This is a genomic window from Pirellulales bacterium (assembly GCA_019694435.1).
Taxonomy (GTDB): Bacteria; Planctomycetota; Planctomycetia; order Pirellulales; family JAEUIK01; genus JAIBBZ01.
In genome coordinates this window covers 1-15232 of record JAIBBZ010000008.1, presented here as the reverse complement: position 1 = coordinate 15232, position 15232 = coordinate 1, and the positions used below count along the sequence as shown (strand labels likewise).

The 15232-nt window shown below is 64.7% G+C and carries 10 protein-coding genes and 1 tRNA gene; 3 read left to right on the top strand and 8 right to left on the bottom strand.

Features of this window, described 5'->3' with window-relative positions:
- Window positions 1–28 precede the first annotated feature (28 nt).
- The 3 genes from kdpA to K1X74_08690 form a co-directional block, all read right to left on the bottom strand.
- Complete coding sequence (kdpA, locus tag K1X74_08700; GenBank protein MBX7166416.1) at window positions 29–1840, bottom strand: potassium-transporting ATPase subunit KdpA; 1812 nt, start codon at window positions 1838–1840, stop codon at window positions 29–31.
- A gap of 11 nt (window positions 1841–1851) precedes the next feature.
- A complete protein-coding gene (gene kdpF / locus K1X74_08695; GenBank protein MBX7166415.1) occupies window positions 1852–1944 on the bottom strand; it encodes a K(+)-transporting ATPase subunit F in 93 nt (30 codons plus the stop codon).
- Between the two features lie 505 nt (window positions 1945–2449).
- Window positions 2450–3349 (bottom strand): PEP-CTERM sorting domain-containing protein, encoded by a 900-nt coding sequence (locus tag K1X74_08690; protein ID MBX7166414.1) that lies wholly within the window; start codon window positions 3347–3349, stop codon window positions 2450–2452.
- A gap of 548 nt (window positions 3350–3897) precedes the next feature.
- Between K1X74_08690 and K1X74_08685 the strand changes: the two genes are divergently transcribed.
- Both K1X74_08685 and K1X74_08680 read left to right on the top strand, forming a co-directional pair.
- The gene (locus tag K1X74_08685; protein MBX7166413.1) at window positions 3898–5673 is read left to right on the top strand and encodes an alkaline phosphatase D family protein; all 1776 of its coding nucleotides are present in this window, start codon (window positions 3898–3900) and stop codon (window positions 5671–5673) included.
- A 571-nt stretch (window positions 5674–6244) separates the two neighbouring features.
- Window positions 6245–7255, top strand: a complete 1011-nt coding sequence (locus K1X74_08680) for a terpene cyclase/mutase family protein (protein MBX7166412.1) — start codon at window positions 6245–6247, stop codon at window positions 7253–7255.
- Between the two features lie 212 nt (window positions 7256–7467).
- Here K1X74_08680 and K1X74_08675 read toward each other — a convergent pair.
- Window positions 7468–7539: transfer RNA gene (locus K1X74_08675), tRNA-Cys, on the bottom strand.
- 40 nt (window positions 7540–7579) lie between these two features.
- Window positions 7580–9040: an SGNH/GDSL hydrolase family protein gene (locus tag K1X74_08670; GenBank protein ID MBX7166411.1), complete on the bottom strand. Its 1461-nt coding sequence runs from the start codon at window positions 9038–9040 to the stop codon at window positions 7580–7582.
- Between the two features lie 342 nt (window positions 9041–9382).
- Here K1X74_08670 and K1X74_08665 point away from each other — a divergent pair, with 342 nt between their 5' ends.
- Window positions 9383–10504, top strand: coding sequence for a hypothetical protein (locus tag K1X74_08665; protein MBX7166410.1), 1122 nt, complete (start codon window positions 9383–9385; stop codon window positions 10502–10504).
- A gap of 35 nt (window positions 10505–10539) precedes the next feature.
- On the opposite strand, the gene K1X74_08660 is transcribed toward K1X74_08665, so the two are convergent.
- The 3 genes from K1X74_08660 to K1X74_08650 all read right to left on the bottom strand — a co-directional run.
- Window positions 10540–10836: a hypothetical protein gene (locus tag K1X74_08660; GenBank protein ID MBX7166409.1), complete on the bottom strand. Its 297-nt coding sequence runs from the start codon at window positions 10834–10836 to the stop codon at window positions 10540–10542.
- Between the two features lie 101 nt (window positions 10837–10937).
- Window positions 10938–12173: an MFS transporter gene (locus K1X74_08655; GenBank protein ID MBX7166408.1), complete on the bottom strand. Its 1236-nt coding sequence runs from the start codon at window positions 12171–12173 to the stop codon at window positions 10938–10940.
- 2 nt (window positions 12174–12175) lie between these two features.
- The coding region (locus tag K1X74_08650) for a c-type cytochrome (protein ID MBX7166407.1) at window positions 12176–15232 on the bottom strand (3057 nt) is incomplete at its 5' end.

Below are 15232 nucleotides of genomic sequence, written 5' to 3'. Positions count from 1 at the left end.
TGCCACCGTCTTCCGAAAGACTACCTGGTTATCCTTGCGCCATGAGCAATTGCTCGACGATCGGTCCCAGCGCCAGGGCCGGGATGAACGTCAATGCGCCCACGAGCACGACGACGCTCGCCAGCAGCGCGACGAACAGCGGACCATGCGTGGGCAAGGTGCCGCGCGTGGGCGGCGAATACTTCTTTGCGGCCAACGAGCCGGCCACGGCCAAGATCGGGACCATCAGCCAATAGCGTGCGATGAGCATCGCCAGGCCCAACGACAGGTTGTAAAAGACCGTGTTCGCGCCGAGTCCGGCGAAGGCGCTGCCGTTGTTGTTCCCCGCCGACGAGAACGCGTAGAGGACCTCGCTCAGTCCGTGCGGGACCGGCTCGCGATTGAAGATCGTCGCTTGCCCCGGACCGCAAGACAGGGCGACTGCGGTCCCAACCAAGACCACCACGGGGGGGAACAGGATCACCAGCGAGGCCATCTTCATTTCGTAGGCCTCGATCTTCTTGCCCAGATACTCGGGCGTGCGACCGACCATCAACCCCGCGATAAATACGGCCACGAGCGCAAAGGCGAGCATGCCGTAGAGGCCGCTGCCCACGCCGCCAAACACGACTTCGCCCAATTGCATCAGGCAGATCGGCACCAGCCCTCCCAGCGGAGTGAACGAATCGTGCATGCTGTTAACACTGCCGTTCGAGGCGGCCGTCGTGGCCGCGGCCCACAAGGCCGAATTGGCGATGCCGAAGCGCGACTCTTTGCCCTCCATGTTGCCGCCCGTGTGCCCGGGGCCGGCAAGTTGGTCGATTTCGAGTCGCCCTAATGCTGGGTTGCCGGATTGTTCTGCCGCCACACACGCGAAAGCCAGCGGTACGAACAGCACCAGCATGGCCGCCAGCAGGGCCCAACCCTGGCGGGTGTCGCCGATCATCCGTCCGAACTGATAACAGCAAGCCGCCGGCAACAGCAGGATCGCCAGCATCTCGAGCAAGTTCGACCAGGGGGTCGGGTTCTCGAAGGGATGCGCCGAGTTGACATTGAAGAAGCCGCCGCCGTTGGTGCCGAGCTGTTTGATGGCCACCTGCGACGCGGCTGGCCCCAGGGCCAGTTGCTGCGTGATGACCGCCTGGCCCTCGGCGTCGGTCTGCGGCTGCAAGAGCGCGACTTCGCGGTAGGGCGAAAACGTCTGCACCACGCCTTGCGAAACCAGTACCAGCGCCAGCACGATCGACAGCGGCAGCAGGATGTACAGCGTCGCACGCGTCACATCGACCCAGAAATTGCCGATGCCCGCGGTCTCGCCAGGTGCGGCCTGCGATTCTCGGGTGTTCACCGCGACCGCCGGCCCCGGCTCCGCGGGCCGGCGACGAAGGCCACGGATCAAGCCCACGAGCACGGCCATGCCGCTCGCCGCCGAGACAAAGTTCTGCACGGTCAAGCCGAGCATCTGGGTCAGGTAACTCATCGTGACCTCGCCACCGTAGCCCTGCCAGTTGGTGTTCGTCGCGAAGCTCACGGCCGTATTGAACGACGAGTCGGGCGGGACGCCCGGCAACCCTTGGGGATTCAGCGGCAGGCTGCCCTGCAGCCGTTGCAACGCATAGACGGCCACGAAACCCAGCAGATTGAACGCCAACAGGGCGATCGTATACGTCTGCCAGCGCATGTCATGCTTCGGATCGACCCCGGCGACTCGATAGAACCATCGCTCGAGCGGGCCGAGGACGCGATCCAGGCCGCAGCCCGCGCCCTCGTAGACCTGCGCCATATACCAACCGACGGGTTTGACCAGCGCTACCAGGATCGCCACGAACAAGGCGACTTGGATGTCCGCGTTCCAGGTCAACCAGGCACCGTTCATGAAAACCACTCCGGCTTCAATAGGGCGACGGTCAAGTAGGCCAGCAGCAACACGGCCACGACCGCGCCGATCAGATAGGTGACGCTCATGCGCAGATGTTCCTTCCGACGCCGCTAGACGCGTTCACACAGGACGACTAGTCCCCAGGTGAGTGCAAAACAGCCCGTCCCGATCGCCAGACAGATCAGATCCCACATGACGGTTGCTCCGCGAACGCGCTGCTTCCCACTGAGCTACTTCGACCAAGTCTATCGATCGGGTGATCAAAGTGGCGTCAAGACTCGCCGGGGGCGCATCAAGATTTCATCAAGCCCCGCAGGCCGGTAAACGCGCGGCTGCCGATCTGATGGCCGTGGCCCGGAAAATCTCGCACCTTGACCGCCGACCACGCGGCCGAGCCGCTGACGGCAGCCGCGTGCGGATCGCTCCAGGAGCAACGAGGCGCCAATTCACCTTGGCCCGGCGATACGGTGAGCGAGCAGGGAGCCCGCCGCGAGACGGCACATCGCCGCAGGGGGCAACAAAGAAAAACGGCCAGGATGCCGCTGCATCCTGGCCGCATGATTGGCCGGCAATCCGTCGTTCGAAGAACGACTAGCGAACCTTTTTCGTATGCCGCCGGGTACGGACGCGACAAGCGACCAGGCAACCCAACCCCGTCGCCAAGAGCGTCATCGTCGCGGGTTCGGGCACGATGAAGGCTTCGAGGTTCAAAGCCGCGTTCTGTGCACCCAAGAAGTCGCCGACGAATTCCAGATCGGCGCCGGGGTCTTCTTGCGTGGCCTCGCCTTCCTCGTCATAGGGGCCCAAGTAGGCATAGAACTCGTACCGCCGCGTGATCGAGTTCGAGTCTTCGGCCAGATCGTTCTCGCCGCTGTCGACTTCGTCCAGGCCGTCTTTGCCCGCCTGCAAGAGCTGCCATTCGACTTCCGTTTCACCGGCGTCCTCGCCATCGGGCACGCGTGGATCGCCCGGCACCAGGTGATCGAGTTCGGCCGGCTCGGGGGCCTCGGTCACGAACACCTTCACCCAGATCGCCTCGCCGAACAGATCGCCAGGATTCTCGATCGGCAATGCCGGCAGCACCGCCTGAACCGCAGCAGGCGCCGCGGGATTGGCCGGCGGTGCGACGTTCCACATCGGCGCGGGAATCTTCACCGTCGAGCCGGCCGGAATCAGGTTGCCCGAGTTGTCGCCCAACAGCCATCGATAGATGGTGTTCGTCGGGTTGCCATTGATCGCGATGCCGAAATGTTCGCCGCCGAGCGTTTCATAATTCGGATCGCCGCCATACGCAGGATAGAAGCACGCGTGGCCTCCCGTAGGGAAGGGGCCCGACGGAATCGGCGTGCCCGTCTGCCAATTGGTTCCATCGAAGGCGCTGGCGTAGCGAACGATGGTACCGGTGCCCGTCGGCACAAGCGTCGGATCGCCGTAACGGATGTACGGGTTACCGAACGTAAAGGCAATGTCGGCCGAATTGACTCCTTCCAATTCGATCTCGAACCCTCAGCAAACCTCGCCCGTGTCATTGATCACGTCGAAGTTGCTCAGACTGCCGAACATCTGCGATGCCGTCGCGCGCGATGCCAGGCACGCAACGATGGCGAGAACGAAGAACCCACAACTACGGTACCGCATGCGACACCTCCAACTTGAGTGCACGCCCCCCCAGTGCCCATGTACGGTACCCGGCGAGGTGGACCGCAGTTATCAGGGAAAGTCCGCTATCTTCGTTACGATTTGTCGCAGCATTGCACAGCACGATGCTTGGGAATCGCGACAGCCGGTGCCAAAGTGCGATGCCTTCCTCCAAGGCTCCTCGGTGCTCAGCACTGGGCCGTGGCCGACTTGTTCACGCCAAGCGTGCGCTGGCCCGCAGGTCTGCCCACCATTCGCCACTAGGCCTTCGTTAAAAACCGTTCATTCATGGCGCTGACGCCGCCCGTTTCGCGACGCCCCCGGCGTGGGCAGCTACACTGGTCCGAATTCTTCCCGCCTGACCACCCGCCCCACGCGAATTGGACGCAGCTACTGCCCTTATGATCTTCACGCTCGTTCGCCGGCTGCCCAGCCTTCGGCTCGCCCTTGCCACGCTCGGAGGGCTGTTGCCGCTGCTGGCGGCTGCTCCTGCGGGAGCGCAATCTCTCCCCCAAGGAGTCGCTGCCGGCGATACCACGGTCGATTCGTCGATCCTTTGGACGCGCAGCACGGTCACCGGGCAGGTCCGCTTCGACGTGGCGACCGATCCAGGATTCACGAATGTCGTGGTCAGCAACCAGGTGAACGTCGCCAACGCGGCGATCCCCATCAAGTCATCCGTCACCGGGCTGACGGCCGACACGCAGTATTACTATCGCGCCCGCAACGCCGCCGGCGTGACGTCCAGCGGGCAGTTCCGCACCTTGGCCGCCCCCGGCACCCAAACGGGCCTGCGGTTTGGCGTCTCGGGCGACTGGTTCGGTGGCAATGTCGACTATCTCGCGCTGACCAATGCTCCGAGCCGCGATTTGGACTTCTTCGTGGCCTTGGGCGATACGGCATATGCCGACTTGACGTCGCCGGCCGGCGGGGCGGCTTCGTCGCTGGCCCAGTTTCGCAACAAGCAAGCCGAGGTCTATGACAATCCCGCGATGATGAACCTCCGGGAGTCGACTTCGTGGTATGCCACGATCGACGACCACGAGGTGCGCAACGATTTTTCGGGCGGCGCGAATCCGTCGACCGACACCCGGTTTCAGCAAACCGGCAGCTATATCAACGACACCGCCTTGTTCGACAACGGTCTGAGGGCCTTTCAGGAATACAACCCGATTGCGGACACCTTTTACGGCGCGACGGGCGACCCACGCACCGCCGGCGAGCGCAATCTGTATCGCACGCGGCAATTCGGCCAAGATGCGGTGACGTTCATGCTCGATGCGCGCTCGTTTCGCGACTCGCCTTTGGGCGAGCCCGATCTGTTCAATCTGCAGGGCTACATCAACGACAGCTTCAACCCGGCCCGGACGATGCTCGGTCGCGCGCAGATCGACACGCTCAAGACCGATCTGCTGGCCGCCCAAAACGCTGACGTCACTTGGAAGTTCATCCTCGTGCCCGAGCCGATTCAGTACCTGGGCCCGTTTGATCCCTCGGACCGGTTTGAAGGCTACGAGGCCGAGCGCACCGAGATTCTGAAGTTCATCGACGACCATGACATCGAAAACGTCGTTTTCATTTCGGCCGACATCCACAACACGGTCGTCAACGACCTGACTTATCGACGCACCGCGACGGGACCTGACCGGCCGCTGGCCGCGTGGGAAATCAGCACCGGGGCCCTGTATGGCCCGACGCCGGGTGGGTTCCAGGCGATGCAGGAGGCGCTCGCCTTGGGCCTGGTCTCGCAGGAGCAATATGACGAGTACCTCACGCTGCCGGTCCGCGACAAGGACGCCTTTTTCAACTCCCTGCTCGACGAGTTGCTGCCCTCGCTGAGCATCTTCAACTACCACGACGTTTCACCGTTTGGCCTGACCGACTCGCCGTTGATCAGCGCGGAGTTATTGTCCGGCACTTGGAACATCGGTCATTCCTGGGGCTGGACCGAGTTCGAGATCGATGCGACCACACAGGACCTGCTGGTGACGACGTATGGCATCGACACGCAGGGCGTCATCACCTCCCCGGAAGTCTTTGGACAATTCCGTGTCCACGCGGTTGGCGTGCCCGAGCCGTCGAGTCTCGTGCTGGCTGCATCGGCGATGGTGCTGTTGCCACTCTTGGGCAACCGATTCCGCCGATCATCCCAACCCAGCCGCCACCGGGACAGCTGACGAACGCCAGCTCGCTCGGTGTGGTGACGTCTTGGACTGGAAACCAAAGCGGTCACCAACCAGCCTCGCGACCGCAACAGCGGATCCGCAACTGGCGATTTCTCTGACGACTACGGGGACCGCTTCCAGGTGTGTTGGTGACACTGCGGTTGTTCCAATCGAGGGCATTTTCGTACGGCGCTTGCACCTGGTGCTGGCCGCGTTGTTCGGGATCACGAGCACGACCAGTGGGCGTCCGCGCTTCACGGCGATGCCCGGCACGCCTCGGCGACGATGAGGCTCCGGCGAGGGTAGAGGCCCCGTTCAAGACCGTCGAGAACTCGGGGCCCGGTCGTGATTCGGTACCTGGTCAACATGCCGTGCGCAACAATCAGCCGCGTGGGCGGCGCAGGATCCCAAGCGGCCGATCGCACGGGCCGGAGGCCAATCAACGGGAGGATGGTCTACGCTCCCGCGATGCGTCAAGCAAGCACGACAAGGTTCGCTGTTAGCGGCCTTCCCTGGAAAATCTTGGGGCGCCCACAGCTCAGCGATTAGAATAACCGCCTTGGACAACCTGGGAGTATCCACCATGCGACTTCTCGCGGTCTTGCATTGCATGCTCCTGCTGGCGCTGGCCCATGACGCTCAATCGAGCGAGGTCGATGACGCCGACACGATTCAGCGCGGCCTTGAATTCCTGGCTCGTGACGCGGTCGCTTGGAAACAGGAGTACGACTGCACTTCGTGTCATCATGCCAGCCTGGTCGTATGTGCCATGCAGGAAGCGAGGCAGGCCAATCGAAAGATCGACGAGCCCCTCCTCCTGGAATTGACGACTTGGCTCGCGCAGGCGGGGGACGGCAAGTTTCACATGGATCGCCCGGCGGCGGCGCCTCGTGCCGCGAGCCCCAAGGCCATCTATTTCGCGCTCGCTCTTAGCGCCGATCCCACACCTTCCCCGGCAGCGCAAGAGGGCCTGAAAAAAATCTTGGCGACCCTCGAGGATGAGCAAACCGCCGAGGGCTCCTGGTTGGCCTGGCCGAAGACAAGGCCACCCCTCTTCGGCGAGTCCGACGTCAGCCTCACCGCACTCGCGACTTTGGCCGTGTTGCCGGCTGCCGCGAGCGGTGACGCGCGGGCCACGCAGGCGCGCGATCACGCGGTCAACTGGCTGAACACCGCAGCTCCTGACGACGAATTGCAGTCCACCGCCCTCCGACTGGTGCTCTGGGCAAGACTCGATCGTCCCCAGGCGGAGCAGGAGCCCATGGTTCGTCGCATCCTTGACTCTCAGCGCGCAGACGGCGGTTGGGCCCAGGCGCCCGGGTTGGACAGCGACGCTTGGGCAACCGGCCAAGCGCTCTATGCCTTGACGATTGCCAGTGATCCGACAGGCAAGGTGGCCGTCGAGCGCGGTGAGGCGTTTCTGGCCAGGACGCAGCGCGCGGACGGCTCCTGGGCGATGGCTTCTCGGCCTACAGAACCAGGAGGAAACGGGAGCGAGAATCTGGTGCCGATCACTGGCGCGGGCAGCGCTTGGGCCGTGCTCGGCTTGATCCGCAGCGCGAGTTTCCCTGCGCCGGTCGAGCAAGCTCCTTGACGCAAAGCCGGTGTGGCAGGTTCCGGTGCATCGCCTCGCCGCAGAGGCCGGCTTGCAAGCGATTGAACCGGCGAGCCTGACACACAGGCGGCAGACCGGCTAGACGCGTGAGCGTGACCGTTTCCTTCGACTGGCGCTCGCCACGGCGCGCCGAGTCGTACTGCACACCAAGCCGGTCGCAACCAATTTGCAGACCATGCTTTAGAAGAAAGAGGCGCCGGTGGGAGTCGAACCCACGATGGCGGATTTGCAATCCGCTGCCTTAGCCTCTTGGCTACGGCGCCATCGGTTGTCAGTCGGCTGATTAGGCCGACTGCTGACTTGCTACTTGCCCGCTCCACCAGGGTGCGGTCGGCTGGCAGATTTCCGCGCATTTCTAAGGGATACAACGACTTCGGTCAAGCGGGGGGCTACCAAGGAGGGATCGAAAAATTCCGCCGTATCGGGGCCGCTGTACACAGGATCGGGGAGCGCGTCCGGCGCGCCGGACACCTGCGGCAGGGCTTGCCCCACCTGGACGGCGACCAGACGTCCGACGGTATCGGCGCCGTGATCGTTGAAATGGCAATCGTCGTAAAACGTTGCCGTCGAAGGCGCCACTTGCTCCGCCAAATCGACGCATTCTACGGACTCAGCGCGACAGACCTGCCGCAGCCTGTCATTATAGGCCGCCATGGCGCGCGACAAGACGGCCGTGCTCCGATACCGACCGTCAGGGCATCGTCCTCCCCAGCACAACGCCTCGAGCTCACTCGACATAGGCTCTTGCCAAAGCACCGGCTGCGTCAGAAACACCAGCCGTACGTGCCGCTGGCGCGCCAGGTCGATCAGGCGGCGCAGGTTTCTTTCATACGCCACGAGGAACGGTTGCAGGTCGGGCAGTTCGTCGCTTCGAGTGCCCGCCTGCCGCTCGCGGCGGAGATGGGCGAGCCAGGCGGCCTTCACATCCTGCTGCGCTTCGCGCGAGGTTCCGCGCACGAGTCGTTTCAGCCGATCGCCCCCGCGCGCGGCCAAGGTCCAGGTATAGAGATTGCGATACAACGGTCGTGCCCAAGGCGCGGACCAGCCGGGCCGCCGATAAGCAAACGTGCGTTCCCAAGACCGGGCGACCTCGGCGTCATAGGTACCGTTCAATTGCAGCCCCAGATCGTTGACGCCGCAGAGCACGACCCAGCAGTCCATGGTCGCCGCGGGCGACCAGTTTTCGAGCAACGTCAGATGGTCGACCGTCGTGAGCCCGCTGCGCCCGGCGTTACCGACCCAAACGTGTCGGCGCGCACCGCCTAGCTCGCGACTCAACACGGCGGGCCAGGTACGCGCATCGTCGAGATACAGGCACTCGGTCGTGCTGCCGCCGACACAGAGAATGCGATAGTCGCCCTGTTGCGGCAGCGTGGGTCCGCGCAGGCCGAGAGCATTGGTAGAAAACCGGCCTTGCGGCGCTACTCCAAGCGCATCGCCCGGCGTGACGACGCACGTGTAATTGGGCGGCCACACATACCACGGCCCGGCAGCGCTTCCGGGCACGAACCAGGCGGCCAGCGCAGTGAACGCGAGCTCCACCAACACCAGCGCCGTCGTAAACGCGACCGTGGTCGTCGCGATGCGAATCGCCGCGGCCCGACGGAGAATGCAGATTCCCGAAAGTGCCGCCGCAACGACGGCGACGACAAGGTCGAAATCTTCCAAGTCGCGGCGCGCCAGCCAGGTGGTTGCCACGTCGACGACGGTCGCCGCGCTGACCAGCAGCGCCACACCCAACATCAGCCGTTGTGGTCGTGTCATTGCCGGTCCCTGGGTCGTTGGTTCAAGACGCTCGCCGAGCTGGCATGCCCGCGCAAAGCGGCGAGATGGTAGCGGCCGGGAAAACGAGCGCCTATATGGCTTGGCCGGCTGCGGCTCGCGGCCCCCAAAAACCCGAGGCGACATGACCGCTAGCACCGCTACAGCCCGTCCGGATCATGGCACGTCGAAATCGCCGTCGCCCTCCCAGCCGCCCCAGGGCCAGGCGGCAGGACCTAGATTCCCCAAGAAGCGGTGCCTGGGGCAGATGTTCGCGCGCAACCCTGCGCGGCGCGGCATCGCCCCATCTGTAAGAACCATCACCACGACGAGCGGGCAGCATCGATGGCAACCTCTTTACCTGACGAATTGCTTGTGGACGACCAGCCGTTGGGCGGCGAAGAAGCGGGCATGCTCGTCGAGGAGAACCTGTGCCCACATTGCTCCGCGCCGGGGTTGGGAGAGCAGGCCGAGTGGTGCTTGAAGTGCGGCTGGTTTCCGAAGTTCAACTTTTGCATCGAAGTCGATCCGCAAGAAGCGCCGGTCCAGGCGTCGACCAACCCCTGGGACCCGCGCCGCGTTCCGCTCTGGGTCTGGACGCTGCTGGCCGGCCTGGTCGTCGTCACGGCTGTGAGCATCGGGGCTCGCTTCCTGTTTCCCCTGGGTAGCTGGTCGCGGGCCTATTGGGCAATCGGTCAGTGGGTGATCGGCTCGCTCGCCTTCGGCGTCGTGCACCTCGTCGCTTTCCTGACGGCGATCGCCGAAGACTCGGATCTCAAGCTCCTCGACATTGCGCTCAGGCCCTTCAAGGTGTGGAAACAGACCTTCGTAGAACTGCCGGTCACATCGCGGCGCGTGTGCATCGGCGTCTGGTCGCTCTGCCTGGCCATCATGGGCCCGGCCGTCGTCGGAGGAATTCCGTATCACCTGATCTGGGAACTGGGCCCCGAGGAAGAGGCCGCGCCGAATCTCATTCATGCCGTCGTCGACCTTACCGACAACGCGAACGACGAGGACATGAACATGGAAGAGGCCATGGAGAAGATGACGGGCAAGAACGCCGACGACGAAAACCAGGACAACTCAGGCGATCTGGAGGAACCGGTCGATCCTTATGCGCCTGAGAATCTGCCGAAACGTCGCCACAAGCTCGACTGCCTGGTCGTCGGCTACAAGCCGCAAGGCAGCAGCGGATTCAGCTCGCTGGTGCTGGCCGCCGTGGTCAAGGAAAAGCTGCAGGTGGTCGGCACCGTCAGCAACCAGTACATCGCTCCGAAGGTCCGCGAAGCGATCTTCGCCGAATTGCACGCGTTGGAATGTGCCCAGCCGTTGGTCCCCACGACGATCGACGCCGTGTGGGTCAAACCGAAGCTGGCCTGCCGCGTTGGTCATAACGGCTTCGGGGCCAGCAATCGGATCTCGGAGACGGTGTTCCAGAAGCGTCTCTCGGACGTCGATCTGAACTAGCCGCAGCGCGGCCGCCGTGGCCTCGATCGACGATATCAGGGTAGGGGAGAACGGTCCGGCTCGACAAAGCTGTCCCGGGCCGCGTCCGAATCCAGCGTTTCGGGCCGGTAATATTCGTGCAGGATCGGCCGCTCGCGATCGACCAGCTCAGGGCAGCGCGCGAGGAAGTCGGGGAACTTCTCGCCTGCATTGGCATCGCGATTCACGCGCGCATCGATCAGGCGCACGAAGGCGACGGTCACCGTCTCGTGATAGCCCTGGCCGGAACCGACGGTGTGGTTGTAGCGCTGGATACCGGCGCGCACCAAGGCAACGGCTTCGTCGTACGGCATTTGCCGCAGGTAAAGCCAAGCCATACGGACATGGGCCTCGTGCGACCATTCTGCCCGTGGGATCGTGCAGTTCACGAACCCGGCGAGAAACTCGTTATCGGTCATGCATCCCCCCGCGATTCGTGTACGAGGCCTAGCAGCACGGCCGCGAAGATCGCCACGCCCGCACCAAAGCCAAAGGCGCCAGCGGCGCCATACTCGTCGTAGAGCCAGCCGAACAACAGGCTAGCCGGGAGCGCCGCGACCCCCAACGAGAAATTGAACCAGCCAAAGGCCTGCCCGCGCTGCTGCGCCGCCACCAGGTTGGCGACCAGCGTCTTTTCCGCAGGCTCGGTCAGTGCGTAGAAGATCGCATACGCGGCAAACAGCAGCCAGGCATGCCACCACTGTGTGGCCAGCGCAAAGCCCCCGTAAACCAGGGCATAGCAAACCCAGCCGACGCGAATCAAGCGCCGGGGACCGATCCGCTGGACCGCGGGCCCCATGCCCAAATTGCCGACGCCCTTGAGCAGGCTGAAGGTGAGCCAGAGCCCCGGCAGCCAGCCTGCGGTCACGCCGAGTTCGCTGGCCCGGACCAGGAGAAACGCATCGCTCGAGTTGCCCAGCGTGAACAGGCACAAGATGGCGAGGTACGCGAGAAAATTGCGCGTCAGCGGCCCGCGCGTCGCGGCCTCGGGCGGCGTCGCGATCACGTGTCGCGCCGGTTCTCGCAGGCCGAAAACCACGATCGCCACCACGGCCAGCCCCGGCAGCGCCGTGAGCAAGAACAGCGTGCGCAAGTCTTGCGGCCGGAACCAGAGAAAGGCGGTCGCCAAGAGCGGCCCGAGCGCCGCGCCAAGATGATCCATGGCCCGGTGATAGCCAAACGCCGCGCCGCGTTGTTCGGGGGGCGTGACGTCGGCGATCAGCGCGTCGCGCGGCGCCGTGCGCAGGCCCTTGCCGACCCGGTCGACACCGCGAACAGCCAGCACGTGCCAAGGCGCCTGGGCCAGACCAAGCAGCGGGCGCACGGCCGCGGCCAGCACATAGCCCACGACGATCAGCCCCTTGCGTTGTTGCAGCCGATCGGACCATGCGCCGCTGGCCAGCTTGAGCAGGCTGGCCGTACTATCGGCGACGCCTTCGATCAGGCCGAGTTGTTTCTTGCCGCCGCCGAGAACCTCGGTCACGAACAGCGGCAGCAAGGGAAACACCGCTTCGGTCGCCACGTCGTTGGCAAAGCTCGCCCAGCCCAGCAGCTTGACCGCCCGGGGCAGCGATCGAGCGCCGCCTGCGGTCGATTCGCCGGCGGCGCTCGCCTCGTCCTGTTGAGCACCTTCTGCGGCGGCGTCGGTCATCGTCACTTTCCTACGGGACGTAGCGTGATCGACTTGAGGTCGAACAGAGCCCCTTGGATCGTGCCGCTGGCGCGCATGCCCAGGCGATGCTGGCCGGGCGTCAGCCGCAACTCGCCCACCGTCTGGCGCGTGTAGTCGCTCCAGGAGCCCGTGCCTTCGACCTTGCCCGCGAGCCGCTGGCCCTCGACTTCGATCAGAAACTCATTTCCGGCGACGCCGTTGTCGCAGGCCCATTCGAGCATCACCGCGTAGCGCGCGGCGCGCTGGACGTTCAGGGTCCAAATGGCCCGGTCGTCGCTGCTGCTCCAATATCCCAAGTTGCCGCTGGGCTCGAACACGAGCGTCTGGCCGTAAATCTCGGCATTATTCGCCAGGCAGAACAGCTCGCCTCGCAAAGCGTCGACCTCGACCAAGGCCGGCGCGTTGCCCTCGAACTGCTTGGGCGCAGGCACCACGGCGCGCAGGTAGGCGAGCAAGTCAGCCATCGCTTGCGGGGCGATGTCCTTTTCCAAGCCTTCGGGCATCAACGATTTGCCGGCGCTCTCCAACGCCTCGAGCTGTGTCCGCAGCACGACGTGCTCTTTGCCTTCCTGGGCCAGGAGCGTAATCGAGCCGTCGGTCTCGGCCGCCAGCAGACCGGTCAATGTCAGGCCGTCGGCGGTCACGGCGGTGTAATTGACGAACCGCGATTCGACTGCGCGGTTGGGGTCGAGAATCGCCGTGAGCAGCGCTTCGGACGATTTATCGACCAAGGCGCTCAGGTCGGGCCCGACCAGTTGACCGTAGCCCTCGAACTTGTGGCACACGGCACAGCGGTTGCGGAAGACTTCGCGGCCCGCATCGGCGTTGCCCACCAACTCCAAGGCAGGGCGGTATTGCTCGACGATGGCGCGCCGAGGCTGCGACTGCGCGGCCAGCAATTTGCCGGCCCGTTCGCGCACGGCCGCCCGGGTGTTTTCCAACAGTCGCTGCCGCCGGAATGCGTCGAGCTCAGTCACCGCCAGCGTGCCTTGTTCGAGGGCGTCGAGGCAAGCGTCGACCCATTGGGCCCGGCGCAGCATCGCGTCGAGTATGGCCGAACGCACCGGCGGCGAGTACGAGCGCCAGGCAGCGAACAATGCTCGCGGCACTTCGCCACCGCGCGACTCGGTCAGGGCCTCGACCGCTGCGGCTTGCAATTGGGCAGGCTGCTGAGCGCCGAGCAACGACGTCAAGACACCGACCGCATTCGACGGCCCCTCGAGCGCATGAGACAGTAGCCGGATGGCCGCCAGGCGCTGCTCGAGCGGTGCGCTCTCGGCAGCCGCCGTCGCGCGGGCATCGTCGAGTGCTTGGGGCAGGTCTCGCGCGAGGCCGGGCAGCGACTGCGCATGTGAGGCCACGAATTGATCGACGGCAAGTTTGCGGCGGTCGAGTGCCTCGAGCAGCCCGGCCAGCGCTTCCAACTGCCAGGTCTCGTATCCCGCGTCGCTACGACGCACGATCACGGCAAGCAGGCGTCCCAACACGTCGGTGCGGTCCAAGGCCGTGGCCGTGGCGAGCAGATCGGTGACGAGTTGCGGCGGAGGAGGCGATTTTTCCGCCTCGTACGCTAACGCCTCGACGAGCGAGTCGATCACCAACGGCGCCGACGATGCGACCGCCGCCAGCAGCCAAGGGTGGTCCTGGTCGCGCATGGCCAGCCGCGCCAGCGCCCGCCCGGCCTCGGCGTGAGGCCAGGCGCCCAGCGTGCATGCCAACTGCAGCCGGACCTTGGGATTGGCGTCATCGCATCGGCCGAGCACCGCGGCGCCCAGGGCGTCCACGCTGCCGCCAGTGGGCGAAAGGCGGGCCAATTGCGGTTCGGCCAGACGCAAGGCATTGCGCCGAACCTCGGGATGATCGTCGACCAGTGCCGTGGCGAGCACGCCCGCATCCAGAGCGCCGAGCCGGTCGAGCACATACAAAGCCTGAACCCTCACCTGCGGGCGCTTCGCGCCGGTGGCCAGCTTGCGCAGGGGTTCCCGCATTGCCTCGTCGGCGCGTTCGACCAGGAGCTGCGCGGCCAGGTCGCGCTGTGGTCCGTTGGGCGAATCGAGTGCCGTGACGAGTTCGACCGGCGACAGCTCGGACAGCCGCACGATCGGACGCGGCCGCGAACCGACCGGGTACAGGCGATAGATCCGCCCGCGGTCGCTGCCGGAGCGCAAATCGTACCGGGCCTGCGCCTCGGCGGGAATCCACTCGGGATGCTCAATCACCAACCGGTACATATCGGCCACCCACAGTGCACCATCGGGCCCCGTATTGACCATCGTGGGGCGGAAGAAACTGTCGGTCGACGCGAGAAACTCGCTCGTCGCTTCGTCGGCCGCTCGGCGACTGGCCAGCGAAAGCCCGTCGTCGCGCACCACTTCGCGATGCACGAGATTGTGCACTGGTTCGCTCACGAACGAGCTGCTCGCCCATGCGGCGCCGAGCAGCTCGTCGCGGTACAGAATCGTGCTGCACGCCGAAGTGAAATGGTCGGCCGTGTGCAGATCGTTGAAGCGCTCGAGCGTACGGCTGCGAGCGTAAACGGGCGCGGACCCCGGTTCGTCGGGCACGGGATTACGCGCGTCGGGATATGGCACGTGCGGATTGCGGCGCAAATAGCGCTCTTCGAGCACGTAATGCCAAAGGGGATCGATGTTGTTGTTGCCGAACCAATTTCCCCAATCGTCGCGGCTGCGAATGAATTGCGTCGAGCCGATTTCGGTCTCGATGCTGCCCGTGGCCGGATCGATGCGGAAGTCGCGACCGCTGACTTCGACCGTTTGCCCCGTCTTGGTCGATCGCACCTCGCCTTCGCTGTGGCCGTTGGCGCAGTAAAACCATCCGTCGAGCCCGCGCTGCAGCCCGTTCATCTGGTGCTGCGGATTCCCGGTGCTGAAACCAGTGAAGAGCACTTCGCGCCGGTCGGCCACGTCGTCGCCGTCGGTATCTTCGGCGTACAGAATGTCGGGTGCGGCGCAGATCAAGACACCGCGTCCCCAAGCCGCCACGCTCGTCGGGTAGCGAAGCTCGTCGACAAACACGCT